Source organism: Mesocryomonas lacus (genome assembly GCF_055730105.2).
This window is the reverse complement of the sequence record NZ_JBUZWF020000002.1, coordinates 719,929-736,476: the sequence shown is the minus strand read 5'-3', so window position 1 is coordinate 736,476 and position 16,548 is coordinate 719,929. Positions and strand designations below refer to the sequence as shown.

Sequence of the window (16,548 nt, the reverse complement as noted above, 5' to 3'; positions counted from 1 at the left end):
GGCCATCGTCAGTTTCTGGGCAAGACGAAGCGCAGTGCCGGCCACGACCGGCGCGTCAGACAGACTTTTGAGCCGCGAGGATCCCCTCGCCTGGTTCCTCGATAGAGACAACGGAGGACGGCGATGATCAACCTCTCCTGGATGGCTTGGACCTGGCCGACGGCGATCTTCTTCCTGGCGATCTTCTCTCTGATCGCGCTGATGGGCGTCTGGGAATACGCTTCGCCCGGCGGCAATCCGCGCTTTGGCATCCTGCGCTTCGAGACGACGCGCGGCGACCGGCTGTTCCTGTCGCTGCTGGGCTCTGCCTTCATTTGCCTCGGCTGGCTCGGCTTCACCGAGGCGCCGCTCTGGTACGCGCTGATCGTCTGCGCCGCCTATGCGGTTCTGGTTTTCCGCTTCGTCTGAAGCGAACAGTTTCGCCCCGGGGGAACGGGGCGGGATACGGCGCGCGCGATCCTTGCCGGTCGACGCGACAAGCGCCCCTCACCGACCGGCCGTACACCTCTGGGAGGAGAACACGTGAAGAGACATTGGATGGTTTCGGCCGCCGCGATCGCGATGACGATTGCCACCGGCCCCGCCTTCGCCGACATGGCCGCGGCGACGAAGTTCCTGGATGCCGAGATCAAGGATCTCTCGACGCTGCCGCGCGCCGACCAGGAAAAGGAAATGCAGTGGTACATCGATGCCGCCAAGCCGTTCTCCGGCATGGAGATCAAAGTCGTCTCCGAGACGCTGACCACGCATGAATATGAATCCAAGGTGCTGGCACCCGCCTTCACCGCGATCACCGGCATCAAGGTCACCCACGACCTCATCGGCGAGGGCGACGTCGTCGAGAAGCTGCAGACGCAGATGCAGTCGGGCGAGAACATCTACGACGCCTACGTCAACGATTCCGACCTCATCGGCACCCACTGGCGCTACAATCAGGTCCGCAACCTCACCGACTGGATGGCCGGCGAAGGCAAGGACGTGACCTCGCCGACGCTCGACATCGCCGACTATATCGGCACCTCTTTCACCACCGCGCCGGACAAGAAGCTCTACCAGCTGCCCGACCAGCAGTTCGCGAACCTCTACTGGTTCCGCTACGACTGGTTCAACGACGAGAAGAACAAGGCCGACTTCAAGGCAAAGTACGGCTACGACCTCGGCGTCCCCGTCAACTGGTCCGCCTATGAGGACATCGCCGAATTCTTCACCGGTCGCGAGATCGACGGGAAGAAGGTCTATGGCCACATGGACTACGGCAAGAAGGACCCCTCGCTCGGCTGGCGCTTCACCGATGCCTGGCTGTCGATGGCCGGCAATGGCGACAAGGGCCTGCCGAACGGCGTTCCGGTCGACGAGTGGGGCATCCGCGTCAACGAACAGAGCCAGCCGGTCGGCTCCTGCGTCGCGCGTGGCGGCGACACCAATGGTCCCGCGGCCGTTTACTCCATCCAGAAATATCTCGACTGGATGAAGGCCTATGCGCCGCCGACCGCCCAGGGCATGAACTTCTCGGAATCCGGACCGGTGCCGGCGCAGGGCGAAGTCGCCCAGCAGATCTTCTGGTACACCGCCTTCACCGCGGATGCCGTCAAGAAGGGCCTGCCGGTCGTCAACGAGGACGGCACGCCGAAATGGCGCATGGCCCCCTCGCCGCACGGCGTCTACTGGAAGGAAGGCATGAAGCTCGGCTACCAGGACGTCGGCGCCTGGACCCTGATGCAGTCGACCCCGGTCGACCGCGCCCAGGCGGCCTGGCTCTATGCCCAGTTCATCACCTCCAAGACCGTCGACGTGAAGAAGGCCCATGTCGGCCTGACCTTCGTGCGTGAATCGACGATCCGCGACAAGAGCTTTACCGAGCGCGCCAAGGACCTTGGCGGTCTCATCGAGTTCTACCGCTCGCCGGCCCGCGTTCAGTGGTCGCCGACCGGCACCAACGTCCCGGATTATCCGAAGCTCGCCCAGCTCTGGTGGCAGGCGATCGGTGATGCGTCCTCGGGCGACAAGACCCCGCAGGAAGCCATGGACTCGCTCTGCGCCGAGCAGGAGAAGGTCATGGAGCGCCTCGAGCGCGCCGGCATCCAGGGCGAGAAGGGCCCGAAGATGAACGAGGAGCACGACCTCGACTACTGGGTCGCCGAGGCCAAGAAGAACGGCACCCTTGCGCCGCAGCCGAAGATCGAGAACGAGAAGGAAAAGCCCCAGACCGTCAACTACGACGAACTGGTCAAGAGCTGGGCCGACGCCAAGCAGTAAGGCTATCGTCCTGAAGAAAGAGAGGCCGGGGCATTCCCGGCCTTTTTAGTTGCGATGCGGCCTACCTGCGATGCAACGGCGACGCGCCGATCTCCCCACCCGAGGGGGAGATGGCCGGCAGGCCAGAGGGGGGCGCCGTGAAGCGCTGACTTCGCCAAAGACTACCCCAAGAAACAGGCGCCGTACCGCGCACCCCCCTCTGCCTGCTGGCATCTCCCCCTCAAGGGGGGGATCAGCACCTCGCTATCGCCGCGTCCGCTATCATCCAGGAGCTTGCCATGTCCGGTTACGTTCTCGCCATCGATCAGGGCACGACCTCGACCCGCGCCATCGTGTTCGACGATGCCTACCGCATCGTCGGCATCGGCCAGCAGGAATTTCCGCAGATCTTTCCGCGCTCCGGCTGGGTCGAGCACGATCCGGAGGCGATCTGGTCGTCCGTCCTCGCCACCGTCCGGGCGGCGCTCGGCGACGCCTCGCTGTCGGCCTCCGACATTGCCGGCATCGGCATCACCAACCAGCGTGAGACGACGATCGTCTGGGACCGCGCGACCGGCAAGCCGATCTACAACGCCATCGTCTGGCAGGATCGCCGAACCGCCGAGTTCTGCCGCCAGCTGGTCGCCGACGGCGCCGAACCAATGCTGACCGAGAAGACCGGCCTCATCGCCGATCCCTATTTTTCCGGCACCAAGCTGCGCTGGCTACTCGACAACGTCGAGGGCGCGCGGGCCGATGCGGAGGCGGGCAAGCTCGCTTTCGGCACCGTCGACAGTTTTCTCCTCTGGCGCCTGACCGGCGGGCGGGTGCACGCGACCGACGCGACCAATGCCAGCCGCACGCTGCTGTTCGACATCGCCCGCAACGAGTGGAGCGAGGAGCTGCTGGCGCTGCTCGGCATTCCCCGCTCGCTACTGCCGGAAGTGAAGGACTGCGCCGCCGATTTTGGCGTCACCGAGCCCTCGCTGCTCGGGGTCGGCGTCCCGATCCTCGGCATGGCCGGCGACCAGCATGCGGCAACGCTCGGACAGGCCTGTTTCCAGCCGGGCATGCTGAAATCAACCTACGGCACCGGCTGCTTTGCGGTCATGAACACCGGCGCGACCAAGGTGACGTCGCAGAACCGCCTGCTGACCACCATTGCCTACCGGCTGGATGGCGTCACCACCTATGCGCTGGAGGGCTCGATCTTCATAGCCGGCGCCGCCGTGCAATGGCTGCGCGACGGGTTGAAGCTGATGGACCGCGCCGACGTGTCTGGCGCGATGGCCGCGCAGGCCAACCCGGCCGAGGAGGTCTATCTCGTCCCCGCCTTCACCGGTCTCGGCGCGCCCTGGTGGGATGCCGAGGCACGCGGCGCGATGTACGGCCTTACCCGCAATACCGGCCCGAACGAGATCGCCCGCGCGGCTTTGGAGGCGGTGTGCTTCCAGACCGCGGACCTTCTTGAGGCCATGCGCCTTGACTGGACGGCGGATGGCGGCACCGTGCTGCGCGTCGACGGCGGCATGGTCGCCTCCGACTGGACGATGCAGCGCCTCGCCGACCTCCTCGCCGCCCCGGTCGACCGGCCGGTGGTGCTGGAGACGACGGCGCTCGGCGCCGCATGGCTTGCCGGGCACAAGGCCGGCGTCTGGCCGGGCCAGGAAGGCTTTGCCGAACGCTGGCGGCTGGAGCGCCGGTTCGAGCCGGACATGACGGCGGACGAGCGCACGCGCAAGCTCGGCGGCTGGCGCGATGCAGTACGGCGGACGCTGACCCCGGCGTGAGCGGGAACGCCAACCCGCAGCCTGAGGTCGATTGACCTTTCCCGCCGGATGCGGTTTCAGGAAACACTTCGAGGCCGATGCGGGAAAACCGTCCATGACCACACGCGATATCGTCTACATCGCCCTCTTCGCCGCCGTGATGGCGGTGCTGGCAGTCTTCCCGCCGCTGATCATCCCGGCCCTTGGCGTGCCGATCACCGCGCAGTCGATGGGGCCGATGCTGGCCGGAGGCGTCCTTGGCGCGCGGCGCGGCGGGCTGTCGATGCTGCTCTTCGTGGCGCTGGTGGCGATCGGCCTGCCCTTGCTGTCGGGCGGGCGAGGCGGCATCGGCGCGCTGGTCGGGCCTTGGTCGGGCTTCATCTACGGCTGGATCGCCTCGGCCTTCGTCATCGGCTGGCTGACCGAACGCTTCTGGACCCGCCTCTCCTTCGTCTCGGCCTTCGCCATCGCGCTCGTCGGCGGCATCGGCGTCGTCTACGGCATCGGCGTTCCCTGGTTCTGGTGGATGTCGACCGCGAACGCCTCGGCGCCGACGATGAGCCTCCTCGACGCCTTCATCGCCTCCGGCATCGCTTTCATCCCCGGCGATATCATCAAGGCCGGCATCGCCGCCGCCGTCATCGTCACGGTCAAGCGCGCCTATCCGCTGATCGCCCCCCGGCTGCAGCGGGCGTGACCGCCAGCCGCCCGATCGCCCGACCGGAATGATCTCGCTCTCGGCGGTCTCGGTATCGCGCGGTGGGCGTGCGGTGCTGTCGGACCTGACGCTGACGCTCGGCGAGCGGCGCATCGGCGTCATCGGCGCCAATGGCTCGGGCAAGAGCACCTTTGTCCGCCTGCTCAACGGGCTGATTCTGCCGACCAGGGGAAGCGTCACGGTCGACGGCATCGACACCCGCACTGATGCCAAAGCGTTGCGGCGGAAGGTCGGCTTCGTCTTCCAGAACCCCGACAGCCAGATCGTCTACCCGACCGTCGGCGAGGACATCGCTTTCGGACTGAAGCACCGCGGCCTCGGCAAGCCGGAGATCGCGGCGCGCACCGCTGCCGCCCTCGCCCGCCACGGCCTTGCGGGCTTCGAGGATCGCCTGATCCACGAGCTCTCCGGCGGCGAACGCCAGCTGGTGGCGCTGGCCGGGGTCATGGTGATGCAGCCCGAGGTGCTGGTGCTCGACGAGCCGACGACCCTCCTCGACCTCCGCAATACCCGCCGCATCATGGCCGCAGTCGAAGCAAGCGAGAGCCAGGTGGTGATGGTCACCCACGATCTCGGCCTCCTCTCGGGCTTCGACCGGGTGCTGGTCTTCGATGCCGGCCGGCTGCAGGCCGACGCGCTGCCCGACGCGGCCATCGCCGCCTATCTCGATCTCTGCCGGTGATCCAGGCGCTCTACATCGCCATCGACAGCCCCGTGCACCGGCTCCGTCCCGGCGTGAAGCTCCTGCTGCTGCCGGTCTTCGCCACCGCGCTGTTCGCCACCGCAAACCTCTGGCTGGTGGCCGCTGGCCTTCTCCTGGTGCTCGCCGTCTTCGCTTTGGCAAAAGTCCCGGCCGCCGTTCTCCTGCGCCAGCTGCGTCCGGCCGCGATCGCCATCGGCATGATCTTCCTGCTCCAGCTCTGGTTCGGCGGCTGGACGGTGGCCACGCTCGTCAGCCTGCGCTTCCTCGCGCTGATTCTGGCGGCGTCGCTGGTGACGCTGACGACGCGCACGGGCGCGATGATCGCCGCGCTGGAGAGCTTCTTCCGCCGCTTCGCTTTTCTCGGCGTCGACGCGGAAAAGCTGAGCCTCGCGATCTCGCTGGTGATCCGCTTCATCCCGGTGATCCAGAGCGTCGCCGCCGAGGTGCGCGAGGCGCAGTCGGCCCGCGGGCAGAACGCCAGCCTGTTCCGGATAGCGGTGCCGGTGGTCGTGCGCACGCTGAAGATGGCCGACGAGATCGCCGAGGCGATCGACGCCCGCTCGTGACGGAGTGCGTCCCCGGCGGTGACGCCGGTGCGAGACCTGCTATGCTCGCCCCGTGGGCGCCGTGACGACCGGATTCGGGAGAAACGGCATGGGCAGGATCTGGCGGGCAGCGCTGTGCGCGGCGGCGATGGCTTTCGGCTGGACGGGCGTGGCGTCGGCCACGGAAACCGTGCGGATCGGCGTCCTGAAGTTCGGCACCGTCAGCTGGGAGCTCGACGCCATGCAGCGGCATGGCATCGACAAGAAGCACGGCGTCACCGTCGAGATGCTGCCCTTCGCCGGCGACAACGCGACGACGACCGCCTTGCAGGGCGGCAGTGTCGACATGATCGTCTCCGACTGGCTGTTCGTCTCGCGCCAGCGCGCTGAGGGCGGCCGCTACGTCTTTGCCCCCTATTCCACCTCGGTCGGCGCGATCATGGTGCCAAAGGACAGCCCGATCAGGACGCTCGCCGACCTCAAAGGCCGGTCGCTTGGCGTCGCCGGCGGGCCGCTCGACAAGAACTTCCTGCTGATCCGGGCGCTGGCCACCCGCGATGCCGGGCTCGATCTCACGACCGATGCCACCATCGTCTATGGCGCGCCGCCGCTGCTCGCCGAAAAGGCGCGGGGCGGCGAACTCGATGCCGTCCTCATCTACTGGAACTATGCCGCCCGCCTCGAGGCCGAGGGGTTCCGCCGGCTGGTCTCCGGCGAGGAGGCCGCCGTGGCCGCCGGCGCAAGTGGGCCGATCGCCGCGATCGGCTATGTCTTCGACGAGACCTGGGCCGCCGCGCACCCCGCGGCCGCGACAGGCTTCCTCGCAGCCTCCCGCGAGACCAAGGCGCTGCTGAAGGACAGCGACGCCGAGTGGACGGCGCTGCAGCCGCTGGTGCAGGCCGAGGACGACAAGACGCTGGCGGTCCTGCGCCAGCGCTACCGCGACGGCATTCCGGCGCGCCCCGTCGAGGACGAGGAGAAGGATGCCGCGACGCTCTACGGGGTGCTGGAGAGGCTCGCCGGCGAGAAGCTGGTCGGGCCGGGCAAGACGCTTGACCCCGGCACCTACTGGGCCGGCCTGAAGCGTGGCACCTGATATGCAGAGACAGCGTGCCGGCACGGGCGGGCGCCGATCGGCTTTCCTCGTCACCGCCGGCTCGATCGCGAGCCTCCTCGCCCTCTGGTGGCTGGCGGCGGACCTTGCGGGGTCCCGCCTGTTCCCGGGCCCGCCCGCGGTCCTCGCGGCGTTCTGGAAGGATGCGCGGACGGGCGAATTACCCTACCACCTCGCGATGACGCTGATGCGCGTTGCCGCCGCCTTCGTGCTGGCGATGGGCATCGGCACGGCGATCGGCATTCTTCTCGGCGCCAGCCGGGGCGCCAACCGCTTCTTCGATCCCTGGCTCATCCTCTTTCTCAACCTGCCGGCGCTGGTGGTGATCTTCCTCCTGTTCATCTGGATCGGCACCAACGAGACCGCAGCGATCCTCGCGATCGCCATCAACAAGATCCCGAACGTCGTGGTGACGCTGCGCGAGGGCACGCGGGCGCTCGACCGACCGCTGGCGGAGATGGCCACCGTCTACCGCCTCAGCCGGCTCGACCGGCTGCGCCATGTGATCCTGCCGCAGCTGCAGCCCTATCTCGCCGCCGCCACCCGCTCCGGCCTGTCGCTGATCTGGAAGATCGCGCTGGTGGTGGAGCTGTTCGGCCTGTCGAGCGGCGTCGGCTTCCAGATCGCGCTCTACTTCTCGCTCTCCAACGTCGCGGCGATTCTCGCCTACTCGCTCTCCTTCGTCGCCGTCATGCTGGTGATCGAAGTGCTCCTCGTGCAGCCGATCGAGGCGCATGCCACCCGCTGGCGGATGCGGCATGGCTGAGGGGCTCGACGTCAGCATCCGGCAGAAACGCTTCCGCTCGGCCGACGGGGAAGAGCTCCTCGCGATCGACGACATCGCCTTTTGCGCGCCGCCCGGCAGCTTCACCGCGCTGATTGGCCCGTCCGGCTGCGGCAAGACGACCACTTTGCGCATCCTCCTCGGCCTCGACACCGACGTCGACGGCCATGCCCGCCTGCCCGAAGGCCGCGTCGCCGCGGTGTTCCAGGAGCCGCGGCTGCTGCCGTGGCGCGACGTGGAAACCAACGTCCGGCTGGCGCTGCCGCTGGAGCTGCGGCACCTTGAGCTCGCACCGCTGTTCGAAGCGCTCGGCTTGTCCGAGCTGCGCACGCGCTATCCCGGCGAGCTGTCGCTCGGCCTTGCACGCCGCGTCGCGCTCGCCCGCGCCTTCGCCATCCAGCCCTCGCTGCTGCTTCTCGACGAGCCCTTCGTCTCGCTCGACGAGACGACGGCCGCCAAGCTGCGGGCGCTGCTGCTGCAGGTCTGGTCGGCCAGGCCGACGACCGCGGTCATGGTCACCCACAATCTCCGCGAAGCCGTCGACCTCGCCGACCGCTTGGTGCTGCTGACCCCCCGCCCCGCCCGCATCCGCGGCATCTTCGACCTGCCGACACCCCGCGCCGAGCGCAACGCCGCCTGGCGCATGCGCGTGGTGGCCGAGGTGGACGCGCTGTTTCCGGGCGTACTCTAGGGAAGGCAATGGCACTCGCCGTTACATGCCCTCGAGTCGAAGCGAAATTGTCCCGGCGCCGCTTCGTCGAAATTTTACATGCACGCTATTGCAGACTTTGAATATCCAACGCCTTCAGCTTTGACACGCGCCTCCTTGATCCCTCCAACCAGATTGGTGCTCTTTTCTCCGGCAAATCCACCAGTCGACACGACTAGCCAGGTATCGCTCGTCTCGCTAAAGGTATCCGCAACCTTGATTTGAAAAGTTAGTTTTACAAAAGAGTCTGGATTAAAGTTTTCGCCAAACACTTTGATCTTATTTCCGTTTATTGCCAGCTTGATGCTGGCCACTCCTGCAGGTATTTCCTCTGTACCACACCGAGAGGTCCAGCGAATCGTCCCGCGCTCGAAGTTCGAACGGCGGTATTGGCCGTCCTGAAACTCGCCGGTGACGGGGTAGCCGAACGGGCCACGCTCCCAACCCCGCGATGCCCAGGTGTCCCGAATGGCCCCGTAGATTTCGTGCGCGCCGGTCTGCGGCGTCCAATAGATCGACGCTTCGGGATGGTTTGGGAGATCTAGACTGCGGAAATGATTGTATCGTCCGCGTCCATCCGGCGTTCCCGTCTCGTCGTTCAGAGGATACCCATAATTCGTTCGGCCGATAGCATTCCAGAGGGAGAATATATCACCGTATACAGCAAAGGCACCGATCGACGGATGCCAGTAGATCGCGCCCCACTTGAAGTTATTGAAGCGACCACCGCCCGGCGCATCGGCCTCGTCGCTCAATGGCGGCCCGAGCGGCCCCGCCTCGCGTTGCAGCGCAGCGTACTTGTCGCCGATCGCCCCGTACACCGCAAACCCTGATAGAAGCAAAACCACAGACAGCGCCACACAGGCGCGCAACCAGCCGGCTTTAGTCAACGAAGCCTCCACAAATTATTAGTTATCTAATTTAGTTTAGACGCCTAAATCATATTTAACTTTACTGATGATTCTTGAAACAAGCAATAAAAATTCCGTCAAGATACATGTACTGCCAATATCGCATATCGATTTTGGCGAATAGATAACTCACACCCCTTCCCTGAGTTGTTAATTTGAAACTACTACTGACTTATGTTCACCTGCCATTTTTTTCGACAGCCCTCCGCCGTCGCATACCCGCCTTGCACGCTTCACGCTTGACCTCCCGCCCCGCACAGCCGAATTTGCGGCAATGAGCTCGATTCAATCCATCTGCGTCTATTGCGGTTCGTCTCCCGGCCGCGATCCCTCCCATCTCCAGGCCGCCGAAATCCTCGGCACCGCGATCGGAAAGGCCGGCATCCGGCTGATCTACGGCGGCGGCACGCGCGGCATCATGGGTGCCGTGTCCGACGCGGTGATCGCCGCCGGCGGCAAGGTTACCGGTGTCATCCCGCGCTTCCTCATCGACATGGAGGCGACCGAGAGCGAGCTGAAGCGGCTGGACGAGCTGATCGTCACCGAGGACATGCACCAGCGCAAGCACATCATGTTCGAGCGCTCGGACGCCTTCGTGGCGCTGCCCGGCGGCATCGGCACGCTGGAGGAGCTGATCGAGATCATGACCTGGGGCCAGCTCGGCCGCCACGTGAAGCCGATCGCCATCGCCAACATCGCCGGTTTCTGGGACCCGCTCTCGGCGCTGCTCGATCATATGCGCGGCGAAGGCTACATCCACACCGGCCACCAGGTTCGGCCGCTGGTGATCGATCAGGCCGAGGACATCATCCCGCAGTTGCGGCACAACGCGCCGGCCGACAATGACGACGGGCAGGCCGCGATCATCCAGCGGCTTTAGCGCGAGCGCTTCCGGCGAGCCGGGAGCTGGCGTTGCGCCCGCTCCTGGCTGGCCTATGACAGGCAGCCGGTCTCGGCGGCGAGGGCCGCCTGCCGGCGCCGAACGCGGCTCTCGCGCAGCATCGACCAGACATAGATCCCGACGGCCAGCCAGATCAGCGCGAAAGCGCCGAGATCGACGGCCGAGAACGGCTCGCCGAAGAAGAAGACGGCGGTGACGAAGATCATCGTCGGGGCGATGTACTGCAGGATGCCGATCGTCGAATAGTCGAGCGCTCGCGCGCCGGCGGCGAACAGGATCAGCGGAATGGCGGTCAAGGGACCCGCGCCGATCAGCAGCCATGTCTCGGACGGGTCGACGCCGAAATGCTGCGTGCCCCGGGCGATGGTCCAGGCGATCACCGCAAGGCACGGCGCCGTCAGCAGCACGACTTCCAGGAAGAAGCCTTCCGCCGCGCCGATCGGCAGCACCTTGCGCAAAAGGCCGTAGGTCGCGAACGAAAAGGCAAGAACGAGCGAGATCCACGGCAGGCCGCCGGCCTGGAAGGTCAGCACCGCCACCGCCAGCACCGCCAGCAGGATCGCGCCGATCTGCGCCCGGGTCGGACGCTCACCGAGGAAGATCGCCCCCATCAGCACGTTGACCAGCGGGTTGATGTAGTAGCCGAGCGCGGCGTCGATCGCATGACCGGAAATGATGGCGTAGACGTAGAGCCCCCAGTTGACCGAGATGATGCTGGCCGTCAATGCCGCGAAAGCCAGCGTCTTCGGCGAGCGGAACACCGGCCCGAGCCCCTTGAATCCGCCGAGGAAGGCCAGCACCACGGCGGTGAACGGCACCGCCCAGACGATCCGGTGCGCGATGATCTCCAGCGCCGGCACACCGGCGAGGAGCTTCATGTAGACCGGCAGGACCAGCCCCCAGATCAGGAAGGCCGACGTCGCCATCACGAAGCCGCGGGACGTCTCGGGGGAGTGGGATGCCATGGCGTATCGTCCGTCAGGGGCGAGCGGCGCCGTCATCGCCGCTGCGCTGGAGGCGCCGAGGCATGGAGCCTGGCTCCCCCAAGGTCAAGCCGTCGGCACTGTCCCGGCAAACCGATCGGTCGCCGCCATCAGCTGGTCGAGGATGCCGGGTTCCGAATAAGCGTGGCCGGCGCCTTCGACGAGGTGGAATTCCGCCTCCGGCCATGCCTTGTGGAGGTCCCAGGCCGAGACCACCGGCGTCGCAATATCGTAGCGGCCCTGGACGATCACCGCGGGAATGCCGCGCAGCCGCCCGACATCGCGCAATAGCTGCGCCTCCTCCAGCCAGCCCTGGTGAACGAAGTAGTGATTCTCGATACGGGCGAAGGCCAGCGCGAACTCATCCTCGTGAAACTTGTCGCTGGTCGCCGGCTCCGGCAGCAGCGTGATCGTCTCGCCCTCCCACTGGCTCCAGGCGCGCGCCGCGGCAATGCGGACGGCCGGGTCGGCGTCGACCAGTCGGTTGCGGTAGGCGGTGACGAGGTCGCCTTGCTCGGCCTCGGGAATCGCCGCCAGAAACCGCTCCCACTTGTCGGGAAAGAGCAGCGAGGCGCCTTCCTGATAGTACCAGTGCAGCTCGAAGGCACGCAGCAGGAAGATGCCGCGCAATACGATCTCGCTGACCCGGTCCGGATGCGCCTCGGCATAGGCGAGCCCGAGCGTCGAGCCCCAGGAACCCCCGAACACCAGCCAGCGCTCTACGCCCGCCATCTCCCGCAGCCGTTCGATGTCGGCGACGAGGTGCCAGGTCGTGTTGGCCTCGAGCTCGGCATGCGGCGTCGAGCGGCCACAGCCGCGCTGGTCGAACAGCAGCACGTCGTAGCGGGCTGGATCGAACAGCCGGCGGTGGCTCGGCGCGCAGCCGCCCCCCGGACCGCCATGCAGGAAGACCGCGGGCTTGCCACCCGGGGTGCCGACGCGCTCCCAGTAGACGCGGTGCCCGTCGCCGACGTCGAGATGGCCGGAGGCATAGGGCTCGATCTCGGGATAGAGCTTGCGGTTTTCGGTCATCGGGCAAAACCTTTGGCGACGTCGGTATCGTCGGTGTCGTGGTCGGGATGCTGGTAGGAGACCAGCGTCGCAAGGAAGCCGGCGCTGGCTGCATCCTCCAGCGTCTCTCGCACCGGCAAGGACGGGATCCGGTCGGCATAGGGCAGCTTGCCCTCGACGCCGAACTGGATCATCGGGGCGAGCGCCGAGGGATCGTCGAAGGCGCCGATGGCGAGCGCCGAGCCCGTTGGCTCCTCGTAGGTCAGCGGCGTGCCGCAGGTGGCGCAAAAGCCGCGGCGGACATGGTTCGATGACTGGAACAGCGCCCGCTCGCCGCGCGTCCAGGTGAGCGTCGCGTCGCCGAGCGAGACCAGTGGCGCGTAGAGGCCGCCGAAGGCCTTCTGGCACATGCGGCAATGGCAGACGGAGGCGCGGCCGAGCGCGCCCTCGATGCGAAAGCGCACCGCGCCACACTGGCAGCCGCCGCTGTAGACGGGCCTGTTGTCGAGCGTCATGTCAGACCTCCGGATCGGCGAAGCGGTTGGTGGCCGCGACGAGTTCAACGAGGATCCCGGGCTCGGAGAATCCATGGCCCGCACCCTCCACGAGGCGATAGTCGGCTTGGTGCCACGCCTTGTGCAAGGCCCAGCTGGTGTGGGCCGGCGTCACCACGTCGTAGCGCCCCTGAATGATCACCCCGGGGATGCCGTTCAGCCGTCCGGCGTCGCGGATGAGCTGCCCCTCCTCGAGCCAGAGCTTGTGCAGGAAGTAGTGGTTCTCGATCCGGGCAAAGGCGATGGTGCCGTCGCTGGCCGTGTCCCCGCCGCCATGGCCGCCGCTGCCACGCAGGCTCACCGTGCGCGCTTCCCAGCCGGCCCAGGCGCTGGCGGCGCGGGCACGAATGGCCCGGTCGGGATCGGTCAGCCGCGACCGGTAGGCGGTGACGAGATCGCCCCGCTCGGCCTCGGGGATCGGGCGGAGGAAATCCTCCCAGCAGTCGGGAAACAGCAGGCTCGCGCCGCCTTGGTAGAACCAGTCGACCTCCCGCTGCCGGCCGGAGAAGACGCCGCGCAGGATCATCGCAGACACCCGTTCCGGATGGGTCTCGGCATAGGCCAGCGCCAGCGTCGCGCCCCAGGACCCGCCGAACAGCAGCCAGGTCTCGGCGCCGATCATCGCGCGCAGCCGCTCTAGGTCGGCGACGAGGTGCCAGGTGGTGTTGGCCTCGAGCCCGCCTTGCGGCGTCGAGCGGCCGGCGCCGCGCTGGTCGAAGAGGAGGATCTTGTAACGGGCCGGATCGAACAGGCGGCGGTGGTGCGCGCCCGAACCGCTGCCGGGACCGCCATGCAGGAACACCGCCGGCTGGCCGTCGGGATTGCCGCAGAGCTCCCAGTAGAGTTCATGGCCGTCACCGACGTCGAGGCGGCCGGTGGCATAGGGCTCGATCGGGGGATAGGGCTGGTTCACGGACAGGCCGGGGCGAAGGATGCAGCATGGATCATGCCGCTGTCTTCGCGGATCAGGCGGCGGGTGGCAAGGCACCAGCCCCGCGGATCAATCGCCGGCGACGAAGAACTGCAGCTTGCCGTCGGGAGAGATGCCGACGCGGTAGAAGTTGTAGGCGCCGAAGCCCAGCATTTCCTGGTAGTCGCCAGCGGTGACGAGCTCGAACAGCTCGACCTTCTGCGGATTGGTCAGCTTGTCGATGGGAACGCCGGTGAAATACGGCCAGACGAAGATCTCGCCATCGCTATCGGGCTCGCTGTGCACGTGCCCCGCCTGCAGCACCTCGAGCAGGATCGCCAGCATCTCGACGCCCTCGCCGTCGCCGGAGGCCGACTTCAACAGCGTGATCGGATCGCCCTCGGCGCCGCCGAACGTCAGGACCGTCGCGTCCTCCCCAGTCTGCAGATAGGGGCGGAGCGCCTCGATATCGCCGCTGCGGCAGATCTCGATCAGCTTCTGGCGGAGATCGCGCACCGCCGGCGGAAGGCCGTCATCGCCGTAGAAGATCTGCGCCGGCGGCGTGTTGGCGCTGGCCGCCGCGGCCGGATCGCCGTCCGGCCCCGCCGCCGCGGGATCAGCGGCGCCTTCGCCGGGATCGTCGGTCTCGGCCGGCGCCTCGCCCTCGTCGGTCGAGCCGTCGTCCGGTGCGGGCTCGGCCGAGGGTGGTGCGGGAGCGGTCAGCGGCGAGGCAGCCGGCGCGCCTGTCGAGGGCGGCGGCGCTGGCGCGGTCGGTGCCGTAGCCGGCCCGGCCGGGCTCGCCGCTTCAGGGCTCGCCGGGGTGGTGGCGGCCGGGGCGACACCCGTCGGCGCGGCGTTGGACGGCGTCACGGCCGGGCTTTCCGCCACGGGCGGAGTCGGCGCACCGGGCAGCGGCGGGAGCGGCACGGAGACGATCCCGTCCTTCTGACGGTCAGAGCCGTCCTGCGATCCGATCTGGGAGAAGGCGGCAGCCGGCATGGGCGCGGCGAGCAGCCAGACGGCGGCCGCAAGCCCTGCCGAAAACCGTGCCGGGCGAATCAGCCTCGGCAAGGAAAGGGTATGCGGCCGGGGCCGCCGAAGTTCGTCAGCTGACATGATGTGCGTCCTCGTGACATCCGCCGGACGATGGCGGTGAAGATGGGCCTAGTGAAGGCCGCGATCGGCACGGAACTCGCCGAAACGGATGCGGTCGCGCAGGCCGTCGAGCAGCTGCAGGACTTCCTCTTCGCCATGCAGCCGCACGAGTTCGGTCAGCGCCGTCGAGATCGCCGTCTCGGCCAGGATTTCCGCTTCGATGCCGTCGGAAATTCCGTCTGCCCAAGCTTCATTGTGATACTCGAACGCGACCTGCTTCTTCTCGGCTTCGATCATCGCGTCGAGTTCGGCATTCGGCAAATCGACCATCGCAAATCCTCTCATTTAGCCTTTCGGCTTCACGTGTCGTTAAGGTCCTAACACGATCCGCTGGCGGCAAATCACTGGTTTCTGCTGCATCATTAGCAAATCGTTAATTTCCGTACCTTGCGCTGATCTCGCGGCTGAGGGTCGCACCCTCTTCCTGATATCGGGCCACTGCCACGCGCGCCGCCGGGGTGCATTTGCGGTAGGTCGATTCGAACGCGCGGTACCCGCTGTTGAAGGCGGCGACCAGAATTTCCCGGTCGGCTGGGCTCGGCGACTGCGCCGTCAGGAGGTCGCTCATCTTGGCGCGCCAGACATTGGCGTTCTCGTCGCCGCAAAGCTTGCGCAGGAAATGCACCGACCCCAGAATCGACGACAGGCGGCCGAGCGGCTTCATGAAAGCCGCGCCGCTCGCCCGTCCCGGCGTCGCCGCCGTGTCCGGCACTGCGATCTCGGCCGCTGGCGCCTTGCTTTGCGCAACAGCACCGGTGCTCCCGATGACGGCGGCACACAGCAGCATCGCGCCGAACAAGGGCAGGCGGGCGGGAATCGAGCACTTCATGCCGCAGGTCTGCCGGCACGTTAAGAAAATTGCAAGAAACGGCGCAGGTGAGCGCCGGAATGGTTTTCCGCTGCGCCATTCCCGCAACAAGCAGGCCCGCCGATTCACCCTCCGCGCGGCGATGGATTGGCGAAGGTCAGAGCCCCAAAAGGTGCGACCGGTGGGCGCTCTCCACCAGCGGCACGAGACCCGTCGTCAGGATACCTTGCTCCGCGAGCCCTGGCAGGTCGGAGACCTCGACGAAGTGACAGGATTTGACGTCGTCCGAAGCTACCGGATCCTCGCCCACCGGCACTTCCCGCACCCCGCGATGAACGGCGATGACGACGTGCATCCCGTCTTCGATCACCTCGTGCAGGCAGAAGAAGGGATAGCTCGGCACCGTAAGGCCGGTCTCCTCCCGCACCTCGCGCGCCACTGCCTCGGCCAGTTGCTCGCCGAAGCGCACCTTGCCGCCGGGCAGCGAGAACTTTCCGGCGAACGGCTCCCGGCCGCGTTCGACGAGAAGCACCTTGCCGGCGCGGAAAAGACAGGCGGAGACGGCGAGAAGGGGAAGATCGCTCATGGCGTTGAGACCTAACATCCCGGCGGGGCTTGGCAAGGCCCTCCCCGCCGTGAACGGCGGCCGCGCCGCTTCCTGGCTTTCCCGCCGGTCACCACAAGGACCGTTAAGCTGCCCGCGCGGCGCTTGACATGGCCGAAGCGCTCGGGCTCATC

General features: G+C 66.9%; 19 protein-coding genes. 10 read left to right on the top strand and 9 right to left on the bottom strand.

Annotated features, from left to right (window positions below; translation table 11 throughout):
* Window positions 1-123: 123 nt before the first annotated feature.
* From ACZLZQ_RS08505 to ACZLZQ_RS08465, 9 genes are all read left to right on the top strand, one after another.
* Window positions 124-408: a DUF2160 domain-containing protein gene (locus ACZLZQ_RS08505; RefSeq protein WP_472948969.1), complete on the top strand. Its 285-nt coding sequence runs from the start codon at window positions 124-126 to the stop codon at window positions 406-408.
* A gap of 129 nt (window positions 409-537) precedes the next feature.
* Entirely contained in the window at window positions 538-2,256 is a 1,719-nt protein-coding gene (locus tag ACZLZQ_RS08500) for an ABC transporter substrate-binding protein (RefSeq protein ID WP_472949227.1), read from the top strand.
* A 278-nt stretch (window positions 2,257-2,534) separates the two neighbouring features.
* Window positions 2,535-4,025, top strand: coding sequence for a glycerol kinase GlpK (gene glpK / locus ACZLZQ_RS08495; RefSeq protein WP_472948968.1), 1,491 nt, complete (start codon window positions 2,535-2,537; stop codon window positions 4,023-4,025).
* A gap of 94 nt (window positions 4,026-4,119) precedes the next feature.
* Window positions 4,120-4,701, top strand: coding sequence for a biotin transporter BioY (locus tag ACZLZQ_RS08490; RefSeq protein WP_472948967.1), 582 nt, complete (start codon window positions 4,120-4,122; stop codon window positions 4,699-4,701).
* Window positions 4,702-4,729: 28 nt separating this feature from the next.
* A complete protein-coding gene (locus ACZLZQ_RS08485) occupies window positions 4,730-5,404 on the top strand; it encodes an energy-coupling factor ABC transporter ATP-binding protein (protein ID WP_472948966.1) in 675 nt (224 codons plus the stop codon).
* Complete coding sequence (locus tag ACZLZQ_RS08480) at window positions 5,401-5,991, top strand: energy-coupling factor transporter transmembrane component T family protein (protein WP_472948965.1); 591 nt, start codon at window positions 5,401-5,403, stop codon at window positions 5,989-5,991. The genes ACZLZQ_RS08485 and ACZLZQ_RS08480 overlap by 4 nt, the downstream gene beginning before the upstream one ends.
* Before the next feature lie 88 nt (window positions 5,992-6,079).
* Window positions 6,080-7,066, top strand: coding sequence for an ABC transporter substrate-binding protein (locus ACZLZQ_RS08475; RefSeq protein WP_472948964.1), 987 nt, complete (start codon window positions 6,080-6,082; stop codon window positions 7,064-7,066).
* 1 nt (window position 7,067) lies between these two features.
* Complete coding sequence (locus ACZLZQ_RS08470; RefSeq protein WP_472948963.1) at window positions 7,068-7,850, top strand: ABC transporter permease; 783 nt, start codon at window positions 7,068-7,070, stop codon at window positions 7,848-7,850.
* A complete protein-coding gene (locus ACZLZQ_RS08465; RefSeq protein WP_472948962.1) occupies window positions 7,843-8,559 on the top strand; it encodes an ABC transporter ATP-binding protein in 717 nt (238 codons plus the stop codon). The genes ACZLZQ_RS08470 and ACZLZQ_RS08465 overlap by 8 nt, the downstream gene beginning before the upstream one ends.
* Window positions 8,560-8,633: 74 nt before the next feature.
* Here ACZLZQ_RS08465 and ACZLZQ_RS08460 read toward each other — a convergent pair whose 3' ends face one another.
* On the bottom strand, window positions 8,634-9,467 hold the full coding sequence (locus tag ACZLZQ_RS08460; RefSeq protein WP_472948961.1) for an LGFP repeat-containing protein: 834 nt from the start codon (window positions 9,465-9,467) through the stop codon (window positions 8,634-8,636).
* 295 nt (window positions 9,468-9,762) lie between these two features.
* Here ACZLZQ_RS08460 and ACZLZQ_RS08455 point away from each other — a divergent pair, with 295 nt between their 5' ends.
* Window positions 9,763-10,368, top strand: coding sequence for an LOG family protein (locus ACZLZQ_RS08455; protein WP_472931548.1), 606 nt, complete (start codon window positions 9,763-9,765; stop codon window positions 10,366-10,368).
* A 53-nt stretch (window positions 10,369-10,421) separates the two neighbouring features.
* Here the strand turns inward: ACZLZQ_RS08455 and rarD are convergent, their stop codons facing one another.
* The 8 genes from rarD to ACZLZQ_RS08415 all read right to left on the bottom strand — a co-directional run bounded on the left by rarD (window position 10,422) and on the right by ACZLZQ_RS08415 (window position 16,396).
* Window positions 10,422-11,354: an EamA family transporter RarD gene (gene rarD / locus ACZLZQ_RS08450; protein WP_472948960.1), complete on the bottom strand. Its 933-nt coding sequence runs from the start codon at window positions 11,352-11,354 to the stop codon at window positions 10,422-10,424.
* 84 nt (window positions 11,355-11,438) lie between these two features.
* Window positions 11,439-12,404 (bottom strand): prolyl aminopeptidase, encoded by a 966-nt coding sequence (gene pip / locus ACZLZQ_RS08445; protein WP_472948959.1) that lies wholly within the window; start codon window positions 12,402-12,404, stop codon window positions 11,439-11,441.
* Window positions 12,401-12,898 (bottom strand): GFA family protein, encoded by a 498-nt coding sequence (locus ACZLZQ_RS08440; RefSeq protein WP_472948958.1) that lies wholly within the window; start codon window positions 12,896-12,898, stop codon window positions 12,401-12,403. The genes pip (ACZLZQ_RS08445) and ACZLZQ_RS08440 overlap by 4 nt, the downstream gene beginning before the upstream one ends.
* 1 nt (window position 12,899) lies before the next feature.
* Window positions 12,900-13,856, bottom strand: coding sequence for a prolyl aminopeptidase (gene pip, locus ACZLZQ_RS08435; protein ID WP_472949226.1), 957 nt, complete (start codon window positions 13,854-13,856; stop codon window positions 12,900-12,902).
* A gap of 81 nt (window positions 13,857-13,937) precedes the next feature.
* Window positions 13,938-14,963 (bottom strand): hypothetical protein, encoded by a 1,026-nt coding sequence (locus ACZLZQ_RS08430; protein WP_472948956.1) that lies wholly within the window; start codon window positions 14,961-14,963, stop codon window positions 13,938-13,940.
* 48 nt (window positions 14,964-15,011) lie between these two features.
* Window positions 15,012-15,272 (bottom strand): hypothetical protein, encoded by a 261-nt coding sequence (locus ACZLZQ_RS08425; protein ID WP_472931542.1) that lies wholly within the window; start codon window positions 15,270-15,272, stop codon window positions 15,012-15,014.
* A 103-nt stretch (window positions 15,273-15,375) separates the two neighbouring features.
* Window positions 15,376-15,921, bottom strand: a complete 546-nt coding sequence (locus ACZLZQ_RS08420; RefSeq protein ID WP_472948955.1) for a TIGR02301 family protein — start codon at window positions 15,919-15,921, stop codon at window positions 15,376-15,378.
* A 46-nt stretch (window positions 15,922-15,967) separates the two neighbouring features.
* Window positions 15,968-16,396 (bottom strand): NUDIX hydrolase, encoded by a 429-nt coding sequence (locus ACZLZQ_RS08415; protein WP_472948954.1) that lies wholly within the window; start codon window positions 16,394-16,396, stop codon window positions 15,968-15,970.
* Window positions 16,397-16,548: the final 152 nt, after the last annotated feature.